Here is a 21,053-nt window from a genome sequence, read left to right on the forward strand (position 1 = left end):
TTGTTCTTCTACTTAATCCAGGGCACGATTGAACTGACAACTCCGAATACTCCCATGACCCAGAACACAATATTGAATGTCTGGCGATATGAGAGCACAGCTTCCTTTTTTTCCGACTTTTCTATCAGTCTTATAGTATCTGTTTTTAGTTTTTCCGAGAGCAGAACCTCAGCATATTCTAAATGTTTTTCAGCATTCTTCATAAGCTGAGAACACCTTGAATCCAATAATTTAAAACAAATAGAAAATACGACTAATAAAATTGACAAAATAAACGCGACGAAACTCTGATTATCTCGAAGAGCCGTAAAGTATGCTGCAAATATAAATGCCGATGAAAGAAGGAAAAATCTGAACAAACTCATCCTTTGTTGAGCGTGGATTTCAAACCATTTCAACGCAATGCTATTTGCAGCTTCAAAAGCTGAGCTATTATCAGTCTCGCTAAACACAGAACAGCCTCAAAGATCGAAACCCAGCATGTTGCCGACGGCGAAGACATCCTTGTCGCCGCGCCCGCAAAGGTTCATGACGATGATCTGATCCTTGTCCATCTGCGGGGCGAGCTTCACCACATGCGCAAGCGCATGCGCGGGCTCGAGCGCGGGGATGATGCCTTCCACGCGGGTGAGCAGCTGGAAAGCCTCCAGCGCCTCGTCGTCGGTTGCCGGAACATAATTGACCCGGCCCGTTTCCTTCAGCCAGGAATGCTCCGGCCCGATGCCGGGATAATCGAGACCGGCGGAAATCGAGTGCCCTTCCAGGATCTGCCCGTCATCATCTTGCAGCAAATATGTACGGTTGCCATGCAGGACGCCCGGCTTGCCGGCGTTGAGCGAAGCGCAGTGCTCATCCCCCTCAAGGCCCTTGCCGCCGGCTTCCACGCCGTAGATCTTCACCGAAGGATCGTCGAGGAACGGGTGGAACAAGCCGATGGCGTTCGACCCGCCGCCAACGGCGGCAACCAGCGCATCCGGCAGGCGGCCTTCGGCCTCCATGAGCTGCGCCCTGGTTTCATTGCCGATCACGGACTGAAGGTTGCGCACCATCTCCGGATAGGGGTGCGGGCCCGCCGCCGTACCGATGAGGTAATAGGTCCAGTCCACATTGGTGACCCAGTCGCGCAGCGCCTCGTTCATGGCGTCCTTCAGCGTGCCGGCGCCGGCGGTAACCGGAACGATTTCGGCGCCCAGAAGCTTCATGCGGAAGACGTTCGGCTTTTGGCGCTCGACATCCGTCTTGCCCATGTAGACGACGCAAGGCAGGCCGAAGCGCGCGCAGACCGTCGCCGTCGCAACACCATGCTGGCCCGCGCCCGTTTCCGCGATGATGCGGGTCTTGCCCATGCGCTTGGCCAGCAGGATCTGGCCAAGGCAATTGTTGATCTTGTGGCTGCCGGTGTGGTTCAGCTCGTCGCGCTTGAAATAGACCTTCGCGCCGCCAAGCTCCTCCGTCAGCCGCTCGGCGAAATAAAGCGGCGAGGGGCGGCCCGTGTAATGCTTGTTGAGGCTGTCGATCTCGGCCTGGAAGGATGGGTCGGCCTTCGCGTCCTCATAGGCCTTTTCCAGATCGAGGATCAGCGGCATGAGCGTTTCGGCGACATAGCGCCCGCCGAAAATCCCGAAATGACCGCGCTCGTCGGGGCCTGAGCGATAGGTGTTCGGCTGCTGCACGGTCATTTCTTACTCTCCCACGCCGGCGCGCTTCGCGTTTGCGATGAACGCCCGGATCAGATTTTCGTCCTTCACGCCCCGCTCGCGCTCCACGCCGGAGGAAACGTCGACAGCCGATACGCCCGATATGGCAAGCGCCTCGGCAATCGTGTCAGGGGCAAGCCCTCCCGAAAGCATGACGGGAACCCCCAGGTCAAGCTCCTTTAGAAGAGACCAGTCGTAAGCGATGCCATTTCCGCCTGGAACCTCCCCGCCCTTGGGCGGCTTCGCGTCGAACAGGAAGCGGTCGACAATGCCGATATAGGGCATTGCTGCATCGATGTCGGAGCCTTCAGAAACGCCCAGCGCCTTCATAAGCTTCAGCCCCGTGCGCATCTTGATGCGCGCGCAGCGCTCCGGCGTTTCCTTCCCGTGGAGCTGCAGCCAATCGGGCTTCACCCGTTCGACGACCTCGTCGATCAGGCCGTCATCGGGATCGACCATCAACGCGACGATTTCCGCCCTGCCACGCGCGCGTTCGGCAAGGCGCGAGGCGTTCTCGATGGATATGTTGCGCGGGCTTTTGGGAAAGAAAACAAGCCCGACCATCGCCGCACCCGCGTCCAGGGCAGCATCCAGCGTTTCCGGCGTCGAAAGCCCGCAGATTTTGACGAGAGGATCCGTCATTCAGGTCTCACTCAACTCATGCAACCGACTTCGAAGAAAATGCATTCAGCGTCATGCCCGGGCATGGCCCGGACATCAACCACATTTCAATCGCAGCACTTATCCATATGGTTTGCCGGGCCATGCCCGGCAATGGCGAACGAAAATGCACGATCGTCGATATACGGTCTTCGATATCACGTCACATTATAGGCCGCGATGGCCGCCATGTTGACGATATCGCTATCCTTCGCGCCGATCGTGAGGATCTGAACCGGCTTGTCGAGGCCGACGAGGAGGGGGCCGATGACCGTCGAGCCGCCGAGCTCCTGCAGCATCTTCGTGGAGATGGAGGCGGAGTGGAATGCCGGCATCACGAGCACATTGGCAGGCCCCGTCAGGCGGCAGAAGGGGTAGGCGGCCATCTTGTCCGGGTTTAGCGCGACATCGGCTCCCATCTCGCCGTCGTATTCGAAATCGACCCGGCGGCGGTCGAGGATCTTCACCGCTTCCTGCACCCGCTCCGACCGCTCGCCCGGCGGATGGCCGAAGGTGGAATAGGCGAGCATCGCCACGCGCGGCTCATATCCCAGGCGCCGGGCGACATGGGCCGCTTCCTCGGCGATATCGGCAAGTTCCTCCGACGTCGGCATGTCGATCACCGCCGTATCGGCGACGAGAACTGTGCGGCCGCGGCTCAATGCCAGCGAGATACCGATCATCCGGTGGCCGGGCTTCGCGTCGATGCAGCTCCTCACCGTGTCGAGCACGACGGAGTAATTTCGCGTGATGCCGGTAACCAGCGCATCGGCGTCGCCGCGCGCGACCATGATCGCGCCCCAGTAGTTGCGGTCGTTGTTCACGAGGCGCTGACAGTCGCGATAGAGATAGCCGCTGCGCTGCAGGCGGGCGTAGAGAAACTCCGCATAATCCCTGTTTCGGTTTGAAAGCCGCGCGTTCATGATCTCGATGCCCGGCCGGTTGAGATCGACACCGGCTTCCTTCGCCGCCTCGCGCACCTCGTCGTCGCGGCCGATCAGGATCGCCTTGCCGAGGCCTTGGCTGACGAAGCTCGCAGCCGCGCGGATCATCGGCTCCTCCTCTCCCTCAGCGAAGACGACGCGCTTCGGCGACTGCCGCACCTTGGAGAATATGCGCTGCAAGGTGCCGGCAACCGGATCGCGCCGCGCCGAAAGCTGGTTCCGGTAGGCATCCATGTCGACAATCGGCCGGCGCGCGACACCTGAATCCATCGCCGCCTGGGCAACCGCAGGCGGCACGGTGGAGATAAGACGCGGATCGAACGGCACGGGAATGATGTATTCCGGCCCGAATTTGGGCCGGTTGCCGCGATAGGCGGCGGCCACCTCATCCGGCACTTCCTCACGCGCGAGCTTGGCCAGCGCCTCCGCGCAGGCGACCTTCATCTCGTCGTTGATGGTCGTCGCCAGAACGTCGAGCGCGCCACGGAAGATATAGGGAAAGCCCAGAACATTGTTGACCTGGTTGGGGTAATCCGACCGCCCCGTCGCCATGATGGCGTCGTCCCGGATTTCAGCCACTTCCTCCGGCGTGATTTCAGGGTCGGGATTGGCCATGGCGAAAATGATCGGATTGGGCGCCATGACGCGCACCATGTCCTCCGTCAACGCTCCCTTCACCGAAACGCCGAGGAAGACGTCGGCACCTTTCAGCGCGTCGTAGAGCGAACGGGCGTCCGTTTCCACCGCATGGGCGGACTTCCACTGGTTCATGCCCTCTTCGCGGCCCTGGTAGATAACGCCCTTGGTGTCGCACAAAAGCACGTTTTCATGCGGCACGCCCATCGCCTTCACAAGCTCGATGCAGGCGATGCCGGCCGCCCCCGCGCCGTTGCAGACGATCCTGACGTCCTTGATGTCGCGCCCGGTCAGGTGAAATGCGTTGATGAGGCCGGCGGCCGCGATGATCGCGGTGCCGTGCTGGTCGTCATGAAAGACGGGAATATCCATCATCTCGCGCAGGCGCTGCTCGATGATGAAGCAGTCCGGCGCCTTGATGTCCTCAAGGTTGATGCCGCCGAAGGACGGCCCGAGATAGCGTACAGAATTCACGAACTCGTCGACATTCTGGGTATCAACTTCCAGATCGATGGAATCGACATCAGCGAAGCGCTTGAAAAGCACCGCCTTGCCTTCCATCACCGGCTTGGAGGCGAGCGCACCGAGGTTGCCGAGGCCGAGGATGGCCGAGCCGTTGGAAATCACCGCCACGAGGTTGCCGCGCGTGGTGTAGTCGAAGGCCCGGGTCGGATCTTCTGCAATCGCCTTCACCGGAACGGCGACGCCCGGCGAATAGGCCAGCGACAGATCGCGCTGCGTCGCCATCGGCTTCGTTGGCGTAATTTCGAGCTTTCCGGGCCGGCCTTGCTGATGGAACTGCAGCGCCTCCTGCTCGGTAAAACTGACACCGCTTTTGCTCGACTTGTCCGTCGCCACCATCCCGGCCTCCCTGGAAAAAATTATTATGGAATCGGGATGAGCCCGAACCCTTTGGGGAGAGGCACATTATCCCCGGAAAATGGTGCGCTCAACCCGACCGGAGGGCGATCCGGCAATGAAAGACTTTCAACGGTTTGCTAACTTGCGCCCATGCCCGACACCCTGACCAGGCCCGACACGCCCCCAGCCAAACGAAATACGGCCAATAGCCCCGCAAGTTCCGCAGCGGACCAGCGCGTTACGCCGATGATGGCGCAATTCCTGGAAATCAAGGCAGCCAATCCCGACAGCCTCCTTTTTTACCGGATGGGCGATTTCTACGAACTTTTTTTCGAGGACGCGGAAATCGCGGCACAAGCACTCGCCATAACGCTGACCAAGCGCGGCAAGCATCTGGGCGAAGATATCCCCATGTGCGGTGTTCCGGTGCATTCCGCCGACGATTACCTGCAAAAGCTCATATCGCTCGGCCACCGCGTCGCCGTCTGCGAGCAGACGGAGGATCCGGCGGAAGCAAAGAAGCGCGGCTCGAAATCCGTCGTCCGGCGCGACGTGATCCGTCTCGTCACGCCCGGCACGCTGACCGAGGAGCGGTTGCTCGACGCAAGCCGCAGCAACTACCTTCTGGCGCTGACGCGCGCGCGGGCAGGCTCGCTCGACGAGACGCAAAACTTCGGCCTTGCCTGGATCGATATCTCAACCGGCGCGTTCCGCGTGGCCGAAAGCGATGACGAAACACTTTCCGCCGACATCGCCCGTGTCGACCCGCGCGAGATCGTCGTTTCCGACAATCTGCTCGACGATGGCGAATTGCGCCGCCTTTTGAACGATCTGCCGGCCTCGCTTTCGCCGGTGCCGCGTGCGCTCTTCGACGGGGCGACCGCCGCCGACCGCCTGTCGCATTATTTCGGTGTGCGTACGCTTGACGGGTTCGGCAGCTTTTCCCGCATCGAACTTTCAGCCGCCGCCGGCGCGCTCTCCTATGTGGAAAAAACGCAGATCGGCAACCGGCCGCCGCTTGATCCGCCGGCGCGCGAAGCCGGCGACGGGCGAATGCTTATCGATCCGGCGACACGAGCGAACCTTGAGCTCATGCGCACGTTGTCCGGAGAGCGGGGCGGCTCGCTGCTTGCAGCGATAGACCGAACGGTAACCGGGGCAGGATCCCGCCTTCTGGCCGCGCGCCTTGCTGGGCCGCTGCTGGACATCGAAGCGATCCATAGAAGGCAGGATGCCGTCGAGCTTTTCCATTCGGAAACCATGCTCCGCGAGCGGCTTCGCGAATATCTGAAGGCTGCGCCCGACATGGCGCGCGCCCTTTCGCGGCTCGCGCTCGACCGGGGCGGCCCGCGCGACCTTCTGGCCCTTGCCGAAGGCCTTTCCTCCGCGCATGCCATTGCCAACCTTTTGGCCAAACATGGCGTACTGCCGGCGGAAGTCGATGCCGCGCGCGAAAGCCTCGCCGAGACGCCTTACGACCTCGGCCAGGAACTCAACCATGCGCTTTCCGACGAACCGCCGCTGCTGAAACGCGACGGCGGGTTCGTGGCCGAAGGTTATTTACCCGACCTTGACGACCTCCGCCGGCTTCGCGACGACAGCCGCAAGGTGATCGCGCGCATGCAGGCCGAGCTTTCACAGGAGCTTGCCCTTCGCTCGCTCAAGATCAAGCACAACAACGTGCTTGGCTGGTTCATCGAAGTACCGACCATGCAGGCGGAGAAGCTTACCGCCGACCCGGCACGCTTCATCCACCGGCAGACCATGGCCGGTGCCATGCGTTTTACCACCACGGAGCTTGCCGAGCTTGAATCGAAGATAGCAAGTGCGGGTGAGCGGGCGCTGGCGCTTGAGCTTGAAGTCTTTTCAAAGCTGCAGGGCCAGGTGATCGCCGCCGGCAATCTCATCAAAAAAGGCGCAGATGCGCTCGCGATCCTCGATGTCGCGATAGCACTCGCCGTCCTCGCCGAGGCCGAGAATTACGTCCGGCCAAAAGTCGACGGGAGCCTGGCCTTCGATATCAAGGGCGGGCGGCACCCGGTGGTCGAGCAGGCGCTCCGCCGTCAGGGCGGCGATCCGTTCGTGGCGAACGACGTCGACCTTGGCGGCGAAGGCGGGGACGGGAACGGCCGCATCTGGCTCATCACCGGCCCGAACATGGCCGGCAAATCGACCTATCTCAGGCAAAACGCGTTGATCGCCATCCTGGCGCAGATGGGCGCCTTCGTCCCTGCCCTGGAGGCGCATATCGGAGTAGTGGACCGGCTGTTTTCCCGCGTGGGTGCTGCCGACGATCTGGCGCGCGGGCGCTCCACCTTCATGGTGGAAATGGTGGAAACGGCGGCGATCCTCAATCAGGCGGGGCCACGCTCGCTCGTGATCCTGGACGAGATCGGCAGGGGTACCGCGACTTTCGACGGGCTGTCGATCGCCTGGGCGGCGATAGAGCATCTGCATGAGGTCAACCGCTCGCGCGCCCTATTCGCCACGCATTATCACGAGTTGACGGCTCTTTCCGCCCGTCTCGAACGCCTGTCGAATGCCACCGTTCGGGTGAAGGAGTGGGAAGGCGACGTCATCTTCCTCCATGAAATCGCCCCGGGTGCCGCCGACCGATCCTACGGCATTCAGGTCGCGCGTCTCGCCGGGCTGCCGGCTTCCGTGGTTGAGCGTGCGCGTGCGGTTCTCGTCCAGCTTGAAGAGCAGGACCGTCAGAAACCCGTCGAAACGCTGATCGACGACCTGCCGCTTTTCGCGGCCATGCCGCAAAAGCCGGCGCCTGCCACGAAATCGGCGGAAATATCCGACGAGCTGGGCGAAGCGCTCGATTCCGTCGACCCCGACGACATGACGCCCCGCGAAGCGCTGGAAGCGCTCTACGAGTTGAAGCGGAAGCGGCTGGAATTGAAAAAAGGCGGGTGAGCGGCACTCAGGTTGCCGGATGCGGAATGCGGCCGGACTTCGCGGCTGAAAGTGCGGCCTGCAACGCGCCCGCGAAGCTCGTACGATCGTCCGGATTCAGAAAGCCGCCAACGGGAACACGCTCGCCCTTCGCATAAAGGGCGATGCGGGTGACGCCTTCATCCTCCTCTCGTGAAACCGAAAGCCGCACCCAGAACGGGTTGAAACGATATTCCTCGACTTTGCCGTAGTGGCTGACCTTGCGAATGACGATTTCGGTCAGCGAAACGCTCACCTCCTCGAAAGCCCGCGCCGTCCGGTAGTTCCAGCGGAAGGCGGCCCAGACCAACAGAACATCCAACCCGAGGAAGCCGACGACGGGCCAGGCGCCTATCGCCATGAAAACAAGGCCCGCAGCGAAGCAGACCCCGCCGGTGACAACCATCAGGACCGTAAAACCCTTCGGACCGAGGGACCTATGCGGCGTGAGCACGGCGGAAAAAAACGGGCGGTCGGAATTTTCCGCAACCGCATCAATTTCGCTCGCTCCGCTGGATCGGCCATTGCTCTTTGTCATAGGCGATAAGTATAGATTGGAAATGTCCGAGGAAAACCAGAATTCCGTAAAAACCCGTAAGCGCGCGCAAACGAGCGAAAAAAAGCCGGCTCGTGCCGCCTCAAAGCGAAGCGCTGCGAAAGCCGCCGCCGGCAAGGCGAAATCACCCCCGCGAAAGCGCGCCGCGCCCCGCTACACCAAGGCGGAAATCCGCGCGATATTCGACCGTTTTCACGCCGCCGACCCGGAACCGAAGGGCGAACTCGACCATACCAACGCCTTCACGCTGCTCGTCGCCGTCGTCCTTTCCGCGCAAGCGACGGACGCCGGCGTCAACAAGGCGACGAAACACCTCTTCCAGATTGCCGATACGCCTGAGAAGATGCTGGCCTTGGGCGAAGACAAGGTACGCGACGAGATCCGCACCATCGGGCTTTACAAGAACAAGGCGAAGAACGTGGTCGCACTTTCGCAAAAGCTGATCTCCGAGCATGGCAGCGAAGTGCCGCAGGACCGTGAAGCGCTGGAAGCGCTGCCTGGTGTGGGGCGCAAGACGGCGAACGTCGTGCTCAACATCGCTTTCGGGGAGCCGACGATCGCGGTCGACACCCATCTTTTCCGGCTTGGAAACCGCATCGGCATCGCGCCCGGCAAGACGCCGCTGGAGGTCGAAAAGGCGATGGAAAAAATCGTTCCGCCGGACCGCGGCCTGCACGCTCATCACTGGCTGATCCTGCATGGACGCTACATATGCAAGGCGCGCAAGCCCGAATGCAGGCGCTGCATCATCTACGATTTGTGCAAGAGCCCGGAAAAGGAAAAACTGGACGCGGTGCCGGAAATAGCCCGCCAGATGGCGGAGAAAGCTGCGGCGGAAGAAACCGGCGCCTGACGTCAGCGCCTGGGGCGCACCCTGACGACGACATCGACGCGCACCACTTCCATCCCCTCCGGCGCGCGCGGCATCGATGTCAGATGCACGCCCTCGCCCGGAATGTCTACAAGGCGATTCTCGCTCTCGATGAAGAAATGGTGATGATCGTCGGTGTTGGTATCGAAATAAGTCTTCGTGCCTTCCACCGCGACTTCGCGAAGCAGGCCCGCCTCGGTGAACTGATGAAGAGTGTTATAAACCGTGGCGAGCGATACGGGCACGTTCACAGCCTCGGCTTCCTCATGCAAAAGCTCGGCGGAAACATGGCGATTTCCCTTGGAAAACAGGATTTCGGCGAGCGCCACGCGCTGACGCGTCGGCCGCAAACCCGCATTGCGCAGCGTGTCGGCCACGTCGAGTTCGCTTAGCTCAAGGTGATGATGTTCCGTCATTACCGTCCGGTCGGTTCCTGCAGGTTCAGGGCGAAGAAACCTACTCTCTGCGAAGTCGTTCCCTAGCGTTGTGCCATGACGGCCACCAGAATGGCAAGCCACACGTCGTCGCACCCGCGTTTTCAGCGATCTTATCGGGAGATAGGGAAGTATCGCCCGGCAATCAATATTTTATACCGGACTCAAGGGCAACAGCGCGCGACGCAGCGACGTCCTGCGTTCCGGCAATGCCGCACGGTCTTTCGAAGACTGTGGCACTGTGTTAGGAAAGCGCGGTTTTCGACCGAAGAAGCACAAAACGGATCGGCCGAAACGGTGCAGGCGCGCTGCGCCAAGGTGCCGGCGGACGATAAAAACAGAACTGCGGGACAGGAATGCAAGAGCGGCAATCGAGCTACGATTACGAGGAATTGCTCGCCTGCGGGCGAGGCGAGCTTTTTGGACAGGGCAACGCGCAATTGCCGCTCCCGCCCATGCTGATGTTCGACCGGATCACGGAAATCTCCGAAGACGGCGGTGAGCATGGCAAGGGCTGCGTGCGCGCCGAACTCGATATCAAGGACGACCTCTGGTTCTTCCCATGCCACTTTCAGGGCGACCCCGTCATGCCGGGCTGTCTCGGGCTTGACGCCATGTGGCAGATGACCGGCTTTTTCCTGGGCTGGCTCGGCGAGGAAGGCCGGGGCCGGGCGATTTCTACTGGCGAAATCAAGTTTTCCAAGATGGTCACACCCTCCACTAAGCTGGTGGAATATGGCATCGACATCAAGCGCGTGCGTACAGGGCGTCTTGTGCTCGGCATCGCCGACGGCTGGCTGAAAGCCGACGGAGAGACTATCTATCAGGCAAAGGATCTGCGCGTCGGCCTTTTTCGGGCAAGCGCAGAATAGGAACTGCGCAGGAACTGTTCAACGATAACGAAATGCGAAGCCGCCAATCCATGCGGCGCATGCAGGATAACGACGGGAGACCTCAATGAGGCGGGTTGTAGTAACCGGGATGGGAATCGTTTCGTCGATTGGCGGCACGACCCAGGAGGTGATGGCGAGCCTGCGCGAGGGCAAGTCCGGTATCGTCCGGGCCGATGATTATGTGGACCTGGGCTTCAGGTGCCAGGTGCACGGCGCACCGACGGTGGACGCCTTTGAGGTTCTCGACCGGCGCACGACCCGTTTCATGGGCGCCGGCGCGGCCTGGAACTATATCGCCATGCAGCAAGCGATCGCCGATTCCGGCCTTGAAGAAAACGAGATCAGCCATGAGCGCACGGGGCTCATCATGGGCTCCGGCGGTCCGTCCACCCATGCGATCGTACAGGCCGCGGACATCACCCGCGAGAAGGGCCCGAAGCGCATTGGCCCCACCGCCGTACCGAAGGCGATGAGTTCGACCAACTCCGCGACGCTCGCCACGCCGTTCAAGATCCATGGCGTGAACTATTCGATTTCGGCGGCCTGCGCGACGACGAACATCTGCATCGGCAATGCAGCCGAGCTCATCCAGTGGGGCAAGCAGGACATCGTCTTCGCCGGCGGCGGAGAGGAACTCGACTGGACGCTTTCCAACCTCTTCGACGCCATGGGCGCCATGTCGTCCAAATACAACGACACGCCTTCGGTTGCGTCACGCGCCTATGACAAGAACCGGGACGGATTCGTGATTGCCGGTGGCGGCGGCGTTCTCGTGCTCGAGGAACTTGAACACGCCAAGGCAAGGGGCGCGAAGATCTACGCCGAGATCATCGGCTACGGCGCGACGTCGGACGGCTATGACATGGTACAGCCATCCGGCGAAGGCGCGGAGCGCTGCATGCGCATCGCCCTTGCCGACGTCAAGGAGCCGATCGACTACATCAACCCGCATGCCACCTCTACGCCGATCGGCGATCAACGCGAGATCGAGGCGATCCGTGCCGTCTTCGGCAAGGAGGTTCCGAAGATTTCGGCAACCAAGTCGCTCTCCGGCCATTCGCTGGGTGCGGCCGGCGTCCACGAGGCGATTTATTCGATCCTCATGATGCAGGGCGATTTCGTTGCGCCTTCCGCGCATATCGACGAGATGGATCCGGAATTCGCCGATCTGCCGATCGTTCGCGAGCGGATGGACAACGCAAACCTCAATTGCGTGCTTTCGAACGGCTTCGGCTTCGGCGGAACGAACGCCTCGCTTGTCTTCCGGCGTTACGTCGCCTGATGCCAGGCCGACAAGGTAACCGGCCTCGCATCCTCATCAAATTGAGCAGGAGTACCCTATGACAGGGCTTATGGAAGGCAAGCGCGGTCTTGTCATGGGCGTGGCCAACAACCACTCGATCGCATGGGGCATCGCCAAGGCCGTCGCGGCGCAGGGCGCGGAAATCGCCTTCACCTATCAGGGTGACGCTTTCGCGAAGCGGGTGATGCCGCTGGCGGAAAGCCTCGGCAGCGATGTGGTGTTGCCTTGCGACGTGGAGGATATCGCATCCGTGGATGCCGTATTCGCTGCGCTCAAGGAAAAATGGGGAAAGCTCGATTTTCTCGTCCACGCCATTGGCTACTCCGACAAGTCGGAGCTGAAAGGCAAATATGCCGACACCACGCGGGAAAATTTCTCCCGCACAATGGTGATCTCCTGCTTTTCTTTCACCGAGGTGACAAAGCGGGCGGCGGAACTGATGAGCGACGGCGGCTCCATCATCACGCTGACCTACGGCGGATCGACGCGGGTCATGCCGAACTACAACGTCATGGGCGTCGCGAAGGCCGCCCTGGAATCGTCGGTTCGATATCTGGCGATGGACTATGGCCTTCAGGGAATACGCGTGAACGCGATTTCCGCCGGCCCGGTCCGCACACTGGCGGGATCGGGCGTTACGGATGCCAGGTTGATGTTCAAATATCAAAAGCAGCATTCGCCGCTCGGCAACACCGTTTCGATCGAGGATGTCGGCGGGGCGGGGCTCTACCTTCTTTCCGACCTTTCAGCCGGCGTCACGGGAGAAATCCACTTCGTCGACAGCGGCTACAACATCGTGTCGATGCCCAGGCTCGACGCGTTGAAGGTGCAGGAAGACCAGGAGCAGATCTGACGGTTAGAATCGTGGCGGCGATCGGCGACTATTCGAAGGTTTCGTCCGGATAGACGCCGAAAAGCCGCGTCTGATCGACCCAGCCGTCATGACCGTTCGCCGAAACCTCGCACCAACCCTCGCTGCATCCTGCGACATTCACCAGAACCAGCGGCTCCAGTTCCGCAACGATTGACCCGTCCGACGAGGCATCGGCGCGCATGGGTGTCGTGGAGGAGGATTCCCACGGGGTTACCAGCCCCGTGCGGCGGCCCGACAGGAGCGAGTGAAACACCCAACCTTCCTCGCCTTCCCAGTCGCGCACCCGGCGCCAATTATCGAATTCCTGAACGATTTCCACAGGCAGGCCGGCACGTACGAACGTCCAGGCAATATCATGTTCCCGGCTCGGGCCTTTCCGCACGTTCACCCGGTCGGATTTGAGGCTGACGAAGCGCGGCACCGGCAGTCCGCTTGGCCCCGTTTTAGTGGCCTGCGCCTGCGCCTGAGCGACACCGGCAAGATATGCGGCGAGAATCAGAAGCGGAAAAAGCCCCCGCCCGAGCGACCTCAATGCGCCCGTCATCCTTGCGTGCATAATTTTATTCCGCGTCGCCATAACGTTCCCTGCTGCGTCCGTCCGCTGCATGTGGCACAAAACACCGTGTTATACCAAGGCCGAAGTTCACTTCGAACTTGTGCGATATCATGTTAGGTCGTGAAGACTGCCGATATTGACTGGTTGCTGTCTCTTGTTTCGAGCCGGTCTTGTGAGTAGGAGAACGGTAACGTACCGCTCGGGCAACTTTGCCCGCCGGTGCATGTTGATACCTTAGGGTTAACGGGCCCTCAACGAAGTGCGGAAGGCGGAGGAGCATGCCGAAAAAGAAGCCCCTGGTCGTCGTCACCCGGAAATTGCCGGACGTGGTCGAGACGCGGATGCGCGAACTGTTCGACACGCGACTAAACGACTCCGACCGCCCGATGAGCCAGGCAGAGCTCGTTGACGCGGTCAAGACGGCGGATGTCCTGGTTCCAACGGTAACCGACCGGATCGATTCTGCGGTGCTTTCCCAGGCCGGAGAAAGGCTCAAACTGATCGCCAACTTCGGCACGGGCGTCGACAATATCGACGTCGTTACGGCAAACAATCGCTCGATCACCGTAACGAATACGCCGGGCGTCCTGACCGAGGATACGGCGGATATGACGATGGGCCTTATCGTCGGGGTGGCCCGCCGCATTTCCGAGGGCATAAAGGTGATGGAACATGGCGACTGGGCCGGATGGTCGCCGACCTGGATGCTCGGCCACCGTATATGGGGCAAGCGCCTGGGCATCATCGGAATGGGCCGGATCGGCCAGGCGGTCGCCCGCCGCGCCAAGGCATTCGGCATGTCCATCCACTACCACAACCGACGCCGGCTGGCGGCACAAGTCGAAGAGGACCTGGAGGCGACATATTGGGACAGCCTGGACCAGATGCTGGCGCGCATGGACGTCGTTTCGGTGCACTGTCCGCATACGCCAGCCACATATCATCTGTTATCCGCCCGGCGCCTGAAGCTCCTGAAACCCGAGGCCTATATCATCAACACCGCGCGCGGCGAGGTGATCGACGAGAACGCGCTGATCCGCCAACTCGAAAACGACGAGCTTGGAGGCGCGGGCCTGGATGTGTTCGAGCACGAGCCGGCAGTCAATCCGAAGCTTGTGAAATCCGACCGTGTCGTGCTCCTGCCGCATATGGGATCGGCAACGATAGAGGGCCGGATCGACATGGGTGAAAAGGTCATCATCAACATCAAGACCTTCATGGACGGGCACCGCCCGCCGGATCGCGTGCTGCCGTCGATGCTGTAATGCGTCGAAACGCAAGTCAGAAGGTTCCCGTCGGTCGAGCCGGGTGGCTACCATGGCGTATACTATCGGAATATTGATATTCGACGGCGCCGAGGAAATGGATTTCGTCGGCCCATGGGAGGTCTTGGCCGCCGCCGTCGAGGGCAAGACGGGCGAGCGCGTGCTCACAGTAGCGCCGGATGCTCGCCCCATCGTCTGCGAAAAAGGCATGCGAGTCATTCCCGATACGCAGTTTGACGAAGCACCCGCGCTTGATGTTCTGATCGTCCCGGGTGGCAGCGGAGCGCGCCGGGAGATCGGAAATCCCGCCACCGTCGAATGGCTGAGGAAAACGAGCGGCGGATGCAAATGGGTCACCAGCGTTTGCACCGGCGCATTTCTGATCGCAGGCTCCGGCATTGCCGATGGCAGGCGCATGACGACACACCACCTGTTCATCCAGGCATTCCGGGAAATGAAGCGCGCGGATGTGGTAGAAGGCGTACGGTTCGTGCGCGATGGCAACCTGGTCTCCGCCGGCGGTGTAATGTCCGGCATCGAGATGTCTCTCTGGCTGGTGAACGAACTCTACGGCCCCGAAACCGTGGAACGCACGAAAAGCTATATCGCATACGATTTCCCGCCGCGAACTTCCATTGAAGGACTGCCCGCCGAAGCAGATTAAGACGATAGCGCTTTCTCAGATGAGCCCATCAGGCTGTTGCGCCGAGCTTCCTTCTGGATTGGATTTGACGCCAGTCCCGGCGGGTCGTCTTGCGCCCGGACCACCGCTCCCGCGACGGGGGAGGCCGCGAGCCGATATCGGCAAGCGATCTCGCATGCCGCCTCGCAAGATTGAGGAGGCGACGATAAGCCTCGATGTTTAAGGCCTCTTCACTCGCCGGTGGCGGCACGGAAAAGCGCTCGCAGTCGATGATAGGACCCGTGTCCACAGCTACAGCCATTTCGTGCAGCGTGATTCCGAAACTCGCCCCACCTTCATGCGCGGCAAACGCCGCGGGCCGGTAGCCCGGTCGTTCCGGAGGACCAGGGTGGAAGTTGAACGATCCGGCCGCCATTCGGTCCAGCACCGCAGCGGGAACAATGACATCGGTACAAAAGGCGATCAGCCGGGCAGTGCCAGGAAGATTGTCAGCCTGAAACATCAAGGATGCCTTGTCCCCCGCATGCGCGAAGTAGGCGTTGGGCGCGTGTTTTGCCAGAAGCCGTGCAAAAAAATCCGCTTCGCCTTCGCTCATCAAAAGGAGAAAGGAGCAATCCTCGCAAATCGCCGCGCGAGAATTCATGTCAAGGTCCCGGATAGCAGATGAAATTCAGGCTCATTGTCGAACGAGAAAAACGATTCGTCTTCAAAATGGTTTCAGTCATCTGAATATTTCGACCACACGGCCTCTTTACCCATCTTTTCGACAAAGCTCGTGTGCGCGGCAAGTTCTTCCGCCGATATGCGGACGGGCAACGATGTCGGGCGTTGCCTTGCTGGCGCGGAAGATCTGGCGGCCCGCCCGTTCGTTTCGAAAGTATGGGCCGCTTCATCGTCGGAAAGAAGGGCAAGACCGGCCTGCTTGCCTCCGATCAACTCGATATAGACTTCCGCCAACAACTCGGCATCGAGCAGGGCGCCATGTTTGGTTCGTCTGGAATTATCGATGCCATAACGCGAACAAAGCGCATCGAGCGACGCCGATCCGCCCGGGTGCTTTTTTCGCGCCATGGCAAGCGTATCAAGCACCTGCTCGTTTCCGATGATTGGCTTGCCGATACGTTCAAGCTCCATGTTGATGAAGCCCATATCGAACGTGGCATTATGGATCACGAGTCTTCCATCACCTACGAACGCCAGGAATTCCTCTGCCACTTCATGGAATTTTGGCTTGTCGGCAAGGAATTCGGTCGAAAGCCCATGGACGTTGTAAGCCTCCAAGGGGACCTCGCGTTCCGGGTTTATGTAGACATGATAGGTACGCCCCGTTGGGACGTGGTTGACGAGTTCAACGCCACCGATTTCCACGAGGCGATCACCGTCTCTGGGGTTGAGCCCCGTCGTTTCCGTATCGAATGCTATTTCCCGCAGCATTGGTTCATTCGGCCAATTTCGTTCCACAGGAAGGGAGTCTAGGCGAGGCATTGACCGCACGCCTATTGGCGTTCAGCAAATCCCCACGTCATCCTCATCCTTATCCCCAGCTTCTACGCGTTCACGCCATACAGGCGACGGCTTTCAATATTGCCTCGACAGCACGTTTCGCGGGATCGAAGCCCAATCCTGTATCAATCAGGAAATGCGCTCGACGGCGCTTTTCGTCATCCGGCATTTGCTTGGCCAGAATCTGCTCGAACCGCTCTGCGGTCATTTCAGGCCGCTCAAACACTCGCTTGCGTTGAATTTCCGCGTCGGCCGTCACCACGACGCATGCCCGCACCCGGTCATCGCCGCCCGTCTCGAATAAAAGTGGGATATCGAGAACGGCAATCCGCCGCCCCTCCGACCACGCATTCGCCAGAAAGCTTTCCTCTTCCTCGCGCACGATCGGATGAACGATTGCCTCAAGCTTTTTCATCGCCTCCGGCTTGCCGATGACACGTTGAGCGAGAAGGCTCCGGTCGACCACGCCATTAATTACGACGCCTGGAAAAGCGGCTTCGATAAGCGGGGCTGCACGCCTCCGGTAGAGTTTGTGAACGGCGGCGTCCGCGTCATAGGTCGCGGCGCCGGATTCGGCGAACATTTTCGCAGTAGTGGATTTGCCCATGCCGATCGAACCCGTCAGACCGAGGACGATCATTCCTCCACCCCAAGATCGCGAAGAACGAGGGAGCGCAACTCCGGCGTCACTTCCGGCCGCACGCCGAACCATTTCTCAAAACCCGGAACCGCCTGATGAAGCAACATGCCTAATCCGTCGACTGTCAGATTACCTCTTGCGCTTGCCTGCCGAAGAAGGCCCGTTTGAATCGGTACGTAAACGATATCGGTAACCAAGGCACTTTTCGGCAGCGGATTAAGATCGATATCGAGATCGCCATGGCCCTGCATACCAAGGGAAGTCGTATTCACCAGCAGGCTTGCTTTCCCCACAAGATCACCAAGGTTTTCCCAGGGTCGCGCAATCGAGTCGGACCCGAAATCCTTGGCAAGTTGCCTTGCTTTTTCATGAGTACGATTCACGATGTAGACAGGTGTAAAGCCACGTTTCAAAAGGGCCCATATGACTGCCCGGGCGGCGCCTCCCGCCCCCAGAACAACCGCCGCACCGGGTATTGAATCCCAACCCGGCGCCATCTGGTCGAGATTACCCAGAAACCCGAGACCGTCAGTGTTTGCGCCGCAAAGCTTGCCGGCCTCATCGAACCAGAGTGTATTGGCGGCGCCCATCGCTTTCGCTGTATCGTCCAACCAATCACAAGCTGTCGCGGCAGTTTCCTTGTGGGGAACCGTTACATTGCATCCGGTAAGGCCGCTTTTGGCCAAATCGCGATAAAAAGCCTCTGCGCTTTCCGGTGGAACCGCGACACGCCCGTATTCCCCGTCGATCCCGTATTTTTCCAGCCAGAACCCGTGCACCAGCGGCGAACGGGAGTGTTCCACCGGCCAACCTGTAATCGCCGCGCGTACCGTCATCCGTCGATCGCCCCGAAATCGCGAAGGAAGGCAAGCAACGGTAAAAGCGGCAACCCGAGAATGGTAAAATAATCTCCGTCGATTTTGTCGAATAACTGGATGCCGCGCCCTTCAAGCTGATAACCCCCAACGCTTGAGAGGGCTTCATCGCCGACATCGGCAAGGTAACGCCCGATAAACCCGGGCGACAATTCGCGCATGCTCAGGCTTGCACTCGAAACGTTCCGCCACATCGTTTCACCATTGCGCACCACGGCCACGGCCGAGTGCAGTTGATGCGTCTTGCCTGAAAGCACAAGAAGTTGCCTGCGCGCAGCATCCATATCAGCGGGTTTGGTCAAACGCTTCCCCTCGAATTCAAGCATCTGATCCGCGCCGATAATGAGCGAGTCGCTTTCCCGACCACTCACGTCTAACGCCTTCGCTTCTGCAAGCACCGCGGCAATATCCTCTACAGGAGCACAACTTTCGAGAAGAGGCGCTTCCACAGCGCGCTCGTCCAGGTCCGAGGGAACGATTCGGATTTCAATGCCTGCGTTCTCAAGCAGACTTGCGCGGATGCGGCTCCCGCTGGCCAGAATAATTTCAGGCATGATTTTTCTTTCGATTTTAACGCTACTTATCATCCGGGTTTCACTTTTCATCCACCCGATGGTCGCGCAGAAGCGCCATTATTTCGGCCGCCGTCTCCTCGATGGATCGGCGCGTAACGTCGATCAGCGGCCACCCGCGCTCCGCGCATAGCCGCCTGGTGCTTGATACCTCATGCGCGATCTGACGGCGGTCTGTATAGCTTTCGTTCTGATACGACACCGCATTCAGCGCCAGCACCCTGTTCTGCCGGACCTGCTGGATCCTTTCCGCCGATGCGACGAGGCCGACGACCAGCGGGTGGGTGATTTCATCAAGCTGAGGCGGAAGCGGAATCTCGGGCACCATCGGTATATTCGCGGCCTTGATCCCGCGGTTCGCGAGATAGATACAGGTCGGCGTCTTGGAGGTCCTGCTGATGCCGACAAGAACGACGTCGGCCTCATTCAGGTCACCCGGAACCTGGCCGTCATCATGCAGCATAGTGTAATTGAGAGCTTCGATACGGCCGAAATAATCCGCATCCAGGGCATGTTGACCCCCGATACGCCCCGTCCAGGCAACATTCAGATACGACTGGAAAATATTGAAAACAGGCTGCAGCACATTCACGCAGGGAACCGAGAGATCGAGGCAGACGCGCTCAAGCCGCGCGGCAACGTCTTTATCGACGAGAGTGTAAAGCACAATTCCCGGCGCGGTCTCGATTTCGCCGACAACCCGGTCGAGCTGCTTTTGGGAGCGGACGAGAGGGTAGACGTGCTCGATCGCCTGCACATCCTCATATTGAACCGTCGCCGCTCGGGCAACCGTCATCAGCGTTTCACCGGTTGAATCCGAAACCATGTGCAAATGGAAGAAGTTACCGGACTTTCCCAAGCTCTTGTCCCCAATTGTCGCCGACACCATTTGATCGACGTGCATAAACGAGCTCAAAGGCGGCGATTTCGAAAAATCATGCCCGTATTGGAAATTCGATCAACACCCGATGTCATCATGCGTGACTCATGCGTAACGTTTAGCGCCCGTGGGGAAAAGTGATTTGTTCTTCGGATATCCTCACATTGTCCGCAGGCGCCTAAAAGGTTAATAAAGCGTTAACAAAGGAATATCTTATTGAGAACGAAGCGTTAAATCGATTTCATAAAATTTGGGCTGCGTCATAAAGACTTGGTTATCCATCCTTTCGCGCAAACTCAAGATCATGTAGACGAGTGAGGAAAACCGGATAATCCATGCAATCCAACGCCAATCAAAAACAATAGACTCTTTCAAAAAGATTCTTTGTTTTTTAGAGGGAGCAAACTGTGCCCGATACCGCGTCATCGTCTCGAGCAATCGTCCGGGCCTTGAGTGGCGAAAGGTTATGGCCACCCCCCGTCTGGATGATGCGTCAAGCAGGACGCTATCTCCCTGAATATCGAGAAGCGCGGAAGGCCAAACCAAATTTTCTCGATTTTTGTTACGATACGGATCTCGCGACCGAAGTGACGCTTCAGCCGATACGTCGTTACGGCTTCGATGCAGCAATACTGTTTTCCGATATTTTCGTGGTCCCGGATGCGCTGGGATATCCAGTCCGCTTCGAAGAGGGACGCGGGCCGGTGCTGGAGCCCTTGTCGGAAACGCTTGTACGTGGACTTGATCGGGAACGGGCGAAATCGCACCTTGATCCTGTGATCGCCACCGTGAAGCGGTTGCGGGAAGAACTACCGCGCGAAACAGGGCTCCTGGGTTTCTGCGGGGCGCCCTGGACGGTTGCATGCTATTCGGTAGCGGGACATACCACCCAAGACCAGACAGCAGCCAGGATCGGCTCCTATCGCGATCCGGACCTGCTGCAGGCTTTCATCGATGAATTGGTACCCGCGTCGATCGATTATCTGGTGCGCCAGCTTGAAGCGGGGGCGGATGCCGTGCAGATCTTCGATACATGGGCTGGCGTGCTTGACGACGAAGGCTTCAAACGTTGGTCGGTCGCGCCGACGAGGGAAATCGTCTCCGGTGTGAAGGCTCGTGCGCGCGATGCCAGGATTATCGGATTCCCGAAAGCATCTGCCGCGCGTTTGTTCGATTATATCGAGGAAACGGGTGTGGATGCGATGGGGCTTGACTGGACGGTACCGGCTTCACTTGCTCGGGAAATCCAGAAAAAGGTGCCAATCCAGGGAAATATGGATCCCATGCGCCTTGTGGCTGGTGGTCGCGCGCTCGATGAGGGGGTGGATAGGGTTCTGGAGGAGCTTGGCCGAGGACCGCTTGTCTTCAACCTTGGGCACGGCGTTACACCGGATGCGGACCCTGACAACGTGAAGCGGATGGTAGATCGTGTCCGCCAAGCTGGCTGAAG

General features: G+C 59.6%; 21 protein-coding genes. 8 read left to right on the forward strand and 13 right to left on the reverse strand.

Annotated features, from left to right (window positions below; translation table 11 throughout):
• Nucleotides 1–8: 8 nt before the first annotated feature.
• From HPQ64_RS20835 to HPQ64_RS03770, 4 genes are all read right to left on the reverse strand, one after another.
• Nucleotides 9–452 carry a RipA family octameric membrane protein gene (locus HPQ64_RS20835; protein ID WP_484496823.1) on the reverse strand — a complete coding sequence of 148 codons (444 nt, stop codon included), beginning with the start codon at nt 450–452 and terminating at the stop codon, nt 9–11.
• Between the two features lie 9 nt (nt 453–461).
• Nucleotides 462–1,679 carry a tryptophan synthase subunit beta gene (gene trpB, locus HPQ64_RS03760; RefSeq protein ID WP_172887031.1) on the reverse strand — a complete coding sequence of 406 codons (1,218 nt, stop codon included), beginning with the start codon at nt 1,677–1,679 and terminating at the stop codon, nt 462–464.
• A 3-nt stretch (nt 1,680–1,682) separates the two neighbouring features.
• Nucleotides 1,683–2,339, reverse strand: coding sequence for a phosphoribosylanthranilate isomerase (locus tag HPQ64_RS03765; protein ID WP_172887032.1), 657 nt, complete (start codon nt 2,337–2,339; stop codon nt 1,683–1,685).
• Nucleotides 2,340–2,515: 176 nt separating this feature from the next.
• Nucleotides 2,516–4,798, reverse strand: a complete 2,283-nt coding sequence (locus tag HPQ64_RS03770) for an NADP-dependent malic enzyme (RefSeq protein WP_172887033.1) — start codon at nt 4,796–4,798, stop codon at nt 2,516–2,518.
• 150 nt (nt 4,799–4,948) lie between these two features.
• Between HPQ64_RS03770 and mutS the strand changes: the two genes are divergently transcribed.
• The gene (gene mutS, locus HPQ64_RS03775; protein ID WP_172887034.1) at nt 4,949–7,720 is read left to right on the forward strand and encodes a DNA mismatch repair protein MutS; all 2,772 of its coding nucleotides are present in this window, start codon (nt 4,949–4,951) and stop codon (nt 7,718–7,720) included.
• A 7-nt stretch (nt 7,721–7,727) separates the two neighbouring features.
• Here the strand turns inward: mutS and HPQ64_RS03780 are convergent, their stop codons facing one another.
• A complete protein-coding gene (locus HPQ64_RS03780) occupies nt 7,728–8,276 on the reverse strand; it encodes a DUF2244 domain-containing protein (protein ID WP_172887035.1) in 549 nt (182 codons plus the stop codon).
• Between the two features lie 22 nt (nt 8,277–8,298).
• Here HPQ64_RS03780 and nth point away from each other — a divergent pair, with 22 nt between their 5' ends.
• Nucleotides 8,299–9,147 (forward strand): endonuclease III, encoded by an 849-nt coding sequence (nth, locus tag HPQ64_RS03785; protein ID WP_172887036.1) that lies wholly within the window; start codon nt 8,299–8,301, stop codon nt 9,145–9,147.
• A 2-nt stretch (nt 9,148–9,149) separates the two neighbouring features.
• Here nth and irrA read toward each other — a convergent pair whose 3' ends face one another.
• Nucleotides 9,150–9,581 carry an iron response transcriptional regulator IrrA gene (gene irrA / locus HPQ64_RS03790; RefSeq protein WP_172887037.1) on the reverse strand — a complete coding sequence of 144 codons (432 nt, stop codon included), beginning with the start codon at nt 9,579–9,581 and terminating at the stop codon, nt 9,150–9,152.
• 374 nt (nt 9,582–9,955) lie between these two features.
• Between irrA and fabA the strand changes: the two genes are divergently transcribed.
• The 3 genes from fabA (at nt 9,956) to fabI (ending at nt 12,648) form a co-directional block, all read left to right on the forward strand.
• Nucleotides 9,956–10,471, forward strand: a complete 516-nt coding sequence (fabA, locus tag HPQ64_RS03795; protein ID WP_172887038.1) for a 3-hydroxyacyl-[acyl-carrier-protein] dehydratase FabA — start codon at nt 9,956–9,958, stop codon at nt 10,469–10,471.
• A gap of 85 nt (nt 10,472–10,556) precedes the next feature.
• Nucleotides 10,557–11,774: a beta-ketoacyl-ACP synthase I gene (fabB, locus tag HPQ64_RS03800; protein WP_172887039.1), complete on the forward strand. Its 1,218-nt coding sequence runs from the start codon at nt 10,557–10,559 to the stop codon at nt 11,772–11,774.
• A 58-nt stretch (nt 11,775–11,832) separates the two neighbouring features.
• Nucleotides 11,833–12,648: an enoyl-ACP reductase FabI gene (gene fabI, locus HPQ64_RS03805; protein ID WP_172887040.1), complete on the forward strand. Its 816-nt coding sequence runs from the start codon at nt 11,833–11,835 to the stop codon at nt 12,646–12,648.
• A 28-nt stretch (nt 12,649–12,676) separates the two neighbouring features.
• Here the strand turns inward: fabI and HPQ64_RS03810 are convergent, their stop codons facing one another.
• A complete protein-coding gene (locus HPQ64_RS03810) occupies nt 12,677–13,225 on the reverse strand; it encodes an SH3 domain-containing protein (protein WP_172887041.1) in 549 nt (182 codons plus the stop codon).
• 278 nt (nt 13,226–13,503) lie between these two features.
• On the opposite strand from HPQ64_RS03810, the gene HPQ64_RS03815 reads away from it, so the two are divergent.
• Both HPQ64_RS03815 and HPQ64_RS03820 read left to right on the forward strand, forming a co-directional pair.
• A complete protein-coding gene (locus tag HPQ64_RS03815; protein ID WP_172887042.1) occupies nt 13,504–14,490 on the forward strand; it encodes a 2-hydroxyacid dehydrogenase in 987 nt (328 codons plus the stop codon).
• A 52-nt stretch (nt 14,491–14,542) separates the two neighbouring features.
• Nucleotides 14,543–15,154 (forward strand): DJ-1/PfpI family protein, encoded by a 612-nt coding sequence (locus tag HPQ64_RS03820; protein WP_172887043.1) that lies wholly within the window; start codon nt 14,543–14,545, stop codon nt 15,152–15,154.
• A gap of 28 nt (nt 15,155–15,182) precedes the next feature.
• On the opposite strand, the gene HPQ64_RS03825 is transcribed toward HPQ64_RS03820, so the two are convergent.
• From HPQ64_RS03825 to HPQ64_RS03850, 6 genes are all read right to left on the reverse strand, one after another.
• Nucleotides 15,183–15,728, reverse strand: coding sequence for a formyltransferase family protein (locus HPQ64_RS03825; RefSeq protein ID WP_172887044.1), 546 nt, complete (start codon nt 15,726–15,728; stop codon nt 15,183–15,185).
• 122 nt (nt 15,729–15,850) lie between these two features.
• Entirely contained in the window at nt 15,851–16,564 is a 714-nt protein-coding gene (dnaQ, locus tag HPQ64_RS03830) for a DNA polymerase III subunit epsilon (RefSeq protein ID WP_172888492.1), read from the reverse strand.
• 124 nt (nt 16,565–16,688) lie between these two features.
• On the reverse strand, nt 16,689–17,276 hold the full coding sequence (coaE, locus tag HPQ64_RS03835) for a dephospho-CoA kinase (protein WP_172887045.1): 588 nt from the start codon (nt 17,274–17,276) through the stop codon (nt 16,689–16,691).
• Nucleotides 17,273–18,112: a shikimate dehydrogenase gene (locus HPQ64_RS03840; RefSeq protein WP_172887046.1), complete on the reverse strand. Its 840-nt coding sequence runs from the start codon at nt 18,110–18,112 to the stop codon at nt 17,273–17,275. Before HPQ64_RS03840 ends, coaE begins: the two co-directional genes overlap by 4 nt.
• On the reverse strand, nt 18,109–18,756 hold the full coding sequence (locus HPQ64_RS03845; RefSeq protein WP_246270269.1) for a Maf-like protein: 648 nt from the start codon (nt 18,754–18,756) through the stop codon (nt 18,109–18,111). The genes HPQ64_RS03840 and HPQ64_RS03845 overlap by 4 nt, the downstream gene beginning before the upstream one ends.
• A complete protein-coding gene (locus tag HPQ64_RS03850; protein ID WP_172887047.1) occupies nt 18,746–19,582 on the reverse strand; it encodes a pyruvate, water dikinase regulatory protein in 837 nt (278 codons plus the stop codon). The genes HPQ64_RS03845 and HPQ64_RS03850 overlap by 11 nt, the downstream gene beginning before the upstream one ends.
• 458 nt (nt 19,583–20,040) lie before the next feature.
• Between HPQ64_RS03850 and hemE the strand changes: the two genes are divergently transcribed.
• A complete protein-coding gene (gene hemE, locus HPQ64_RS03855) occupies nt 20,041–21,051 on the forward strand; it encodes a uroporphyrinogen decarboxylase (RefSeq protein WP_343035978.1) in 1,011 nt (336 codons plus the stop codon).
• Nucleotides 21,052–21,053 lie beyond the last annotated feature (2 nt).

The organism is Hongsoonwoonella zoysiae (assembly GCF_013266695.1).
GTDB lineage: Bacteria > Pseudomonadota > Alphaproteobacteria > Rhizobiales > Stappiaceae > Hongsoonwoonella > Hongsoonwoonella zoysiae.

Coding starts and splice junctions, on each gene's coding strand:
- trpB (WP_172887031.1), bottom strand. CDS start 1,679: ATGACCGTGCAGCAGCCGAACACCTATCGCTCAGGCCCCGACGAGCGC.
- HPQ64_RS03765 (WP_172887032.1), bottom strand. CDS start 2,339: ATGACGGATCCTCTCGTCAAAATCTGCGGGCTTTCGACGCCGGAAACG.
- HPQ64_RS03770 (WP_172887033.1), bottom strand. CDS start 4,798: ATGGTGGCGACGGACAAGTCGAGCAAAAGCGGTGTCAGTTTTACCGAG.
- mutS (WP_172887034.1), top strand. CDS start 4,949: ATGCCCGACACCCTGACCAGGCCCGACACGCCCCCAGCCAAACGAAAT.
- HPQ64_RS03780 (WP_172887035.1), bottom strand. CDS start 8,276: ATGACAAAGAGCAATGGCCGATCCAGCGGAGCGAGCGAAATTGATGCG.
- nth (WP_172887036.1), top strand. CDS start 8,299: ATGTCCGAGGAAAACCAGAATTCCGTAAAAACCCGTAAGCGCGCGCAA.
- irrA (WP_172887037.1), bottom strand. CDS start 9,581: ATGACGGAACATCATCACCTTGAGCTAAGCGAACTCGACGTGGCCGAC.
- fabA (WP_172887038.1), top strand. CDS start 9,956: ATGCAAGAGCGGCAATCGAGCTACGATTACGAGGAATTGCTCGCCTGC.
- fabB (WP_172887039.1), top strand. CDS start 10,557: ATGAGGCGGGTTGTAGTAACCGGGATGGGAATCGTTTCGTCGATTGGC.
- fabI (WP_172887040.1), top strand. CDS start 11,833: ATGACAGGGCTTATGGAAGGCAAGCGCGGTCTTGTCATGGGCGTGGCC.
- HPQ64_RS03810 (WP_172887041.1), bottom strand. CDS start 13,225: ATGCACGCAAGGATGACGGGCGCATTGAGGTCGCTCGGGCGGGGGCTT.
- HPQ64_RS03815 (WP_172887042.1), top strand. CDS start 13,504: ATGCCGAAAAAGAAGCCCCTGGTCGTCGTCACCCGGAAATTGCCGGAC.
- HPQ64_RS03820 (WP_172887043.1), top strand. CDS start 14,543: ATGGCGTATACTATCGGAATATTGATATTCGACGGCGCCGAGGAAATG.
- HPQ64_RS03825 (WP_172887044.1), bottom strand. CDS start 15,728: ATGAGCGAAGGCGAAGCGGATTTTTTTGCACGGCTTCTGGCAAAACAC.
- coaE (WP_172887045.1), bottom strand. CDS start 17,276: ATGATCGTCCTCGGTCTGACGGGTTCGATCGGCATGGGCAAATCCACT.
- HPQ64_RS03840 (WP_172887046.1), bottom strand. CDS start 18,112: ATGACGGTACGCGCGGCGATTACAGGTTGGCCGGTGGAACACTCCCGT.
- HPQ64_RS03845 (WP_246270269.1), bottom strand. CDS start 18,756: ATGAAAAGTGAAACCCGGATGATAAGTAGCGTTAAAATCGAAAGAAAA.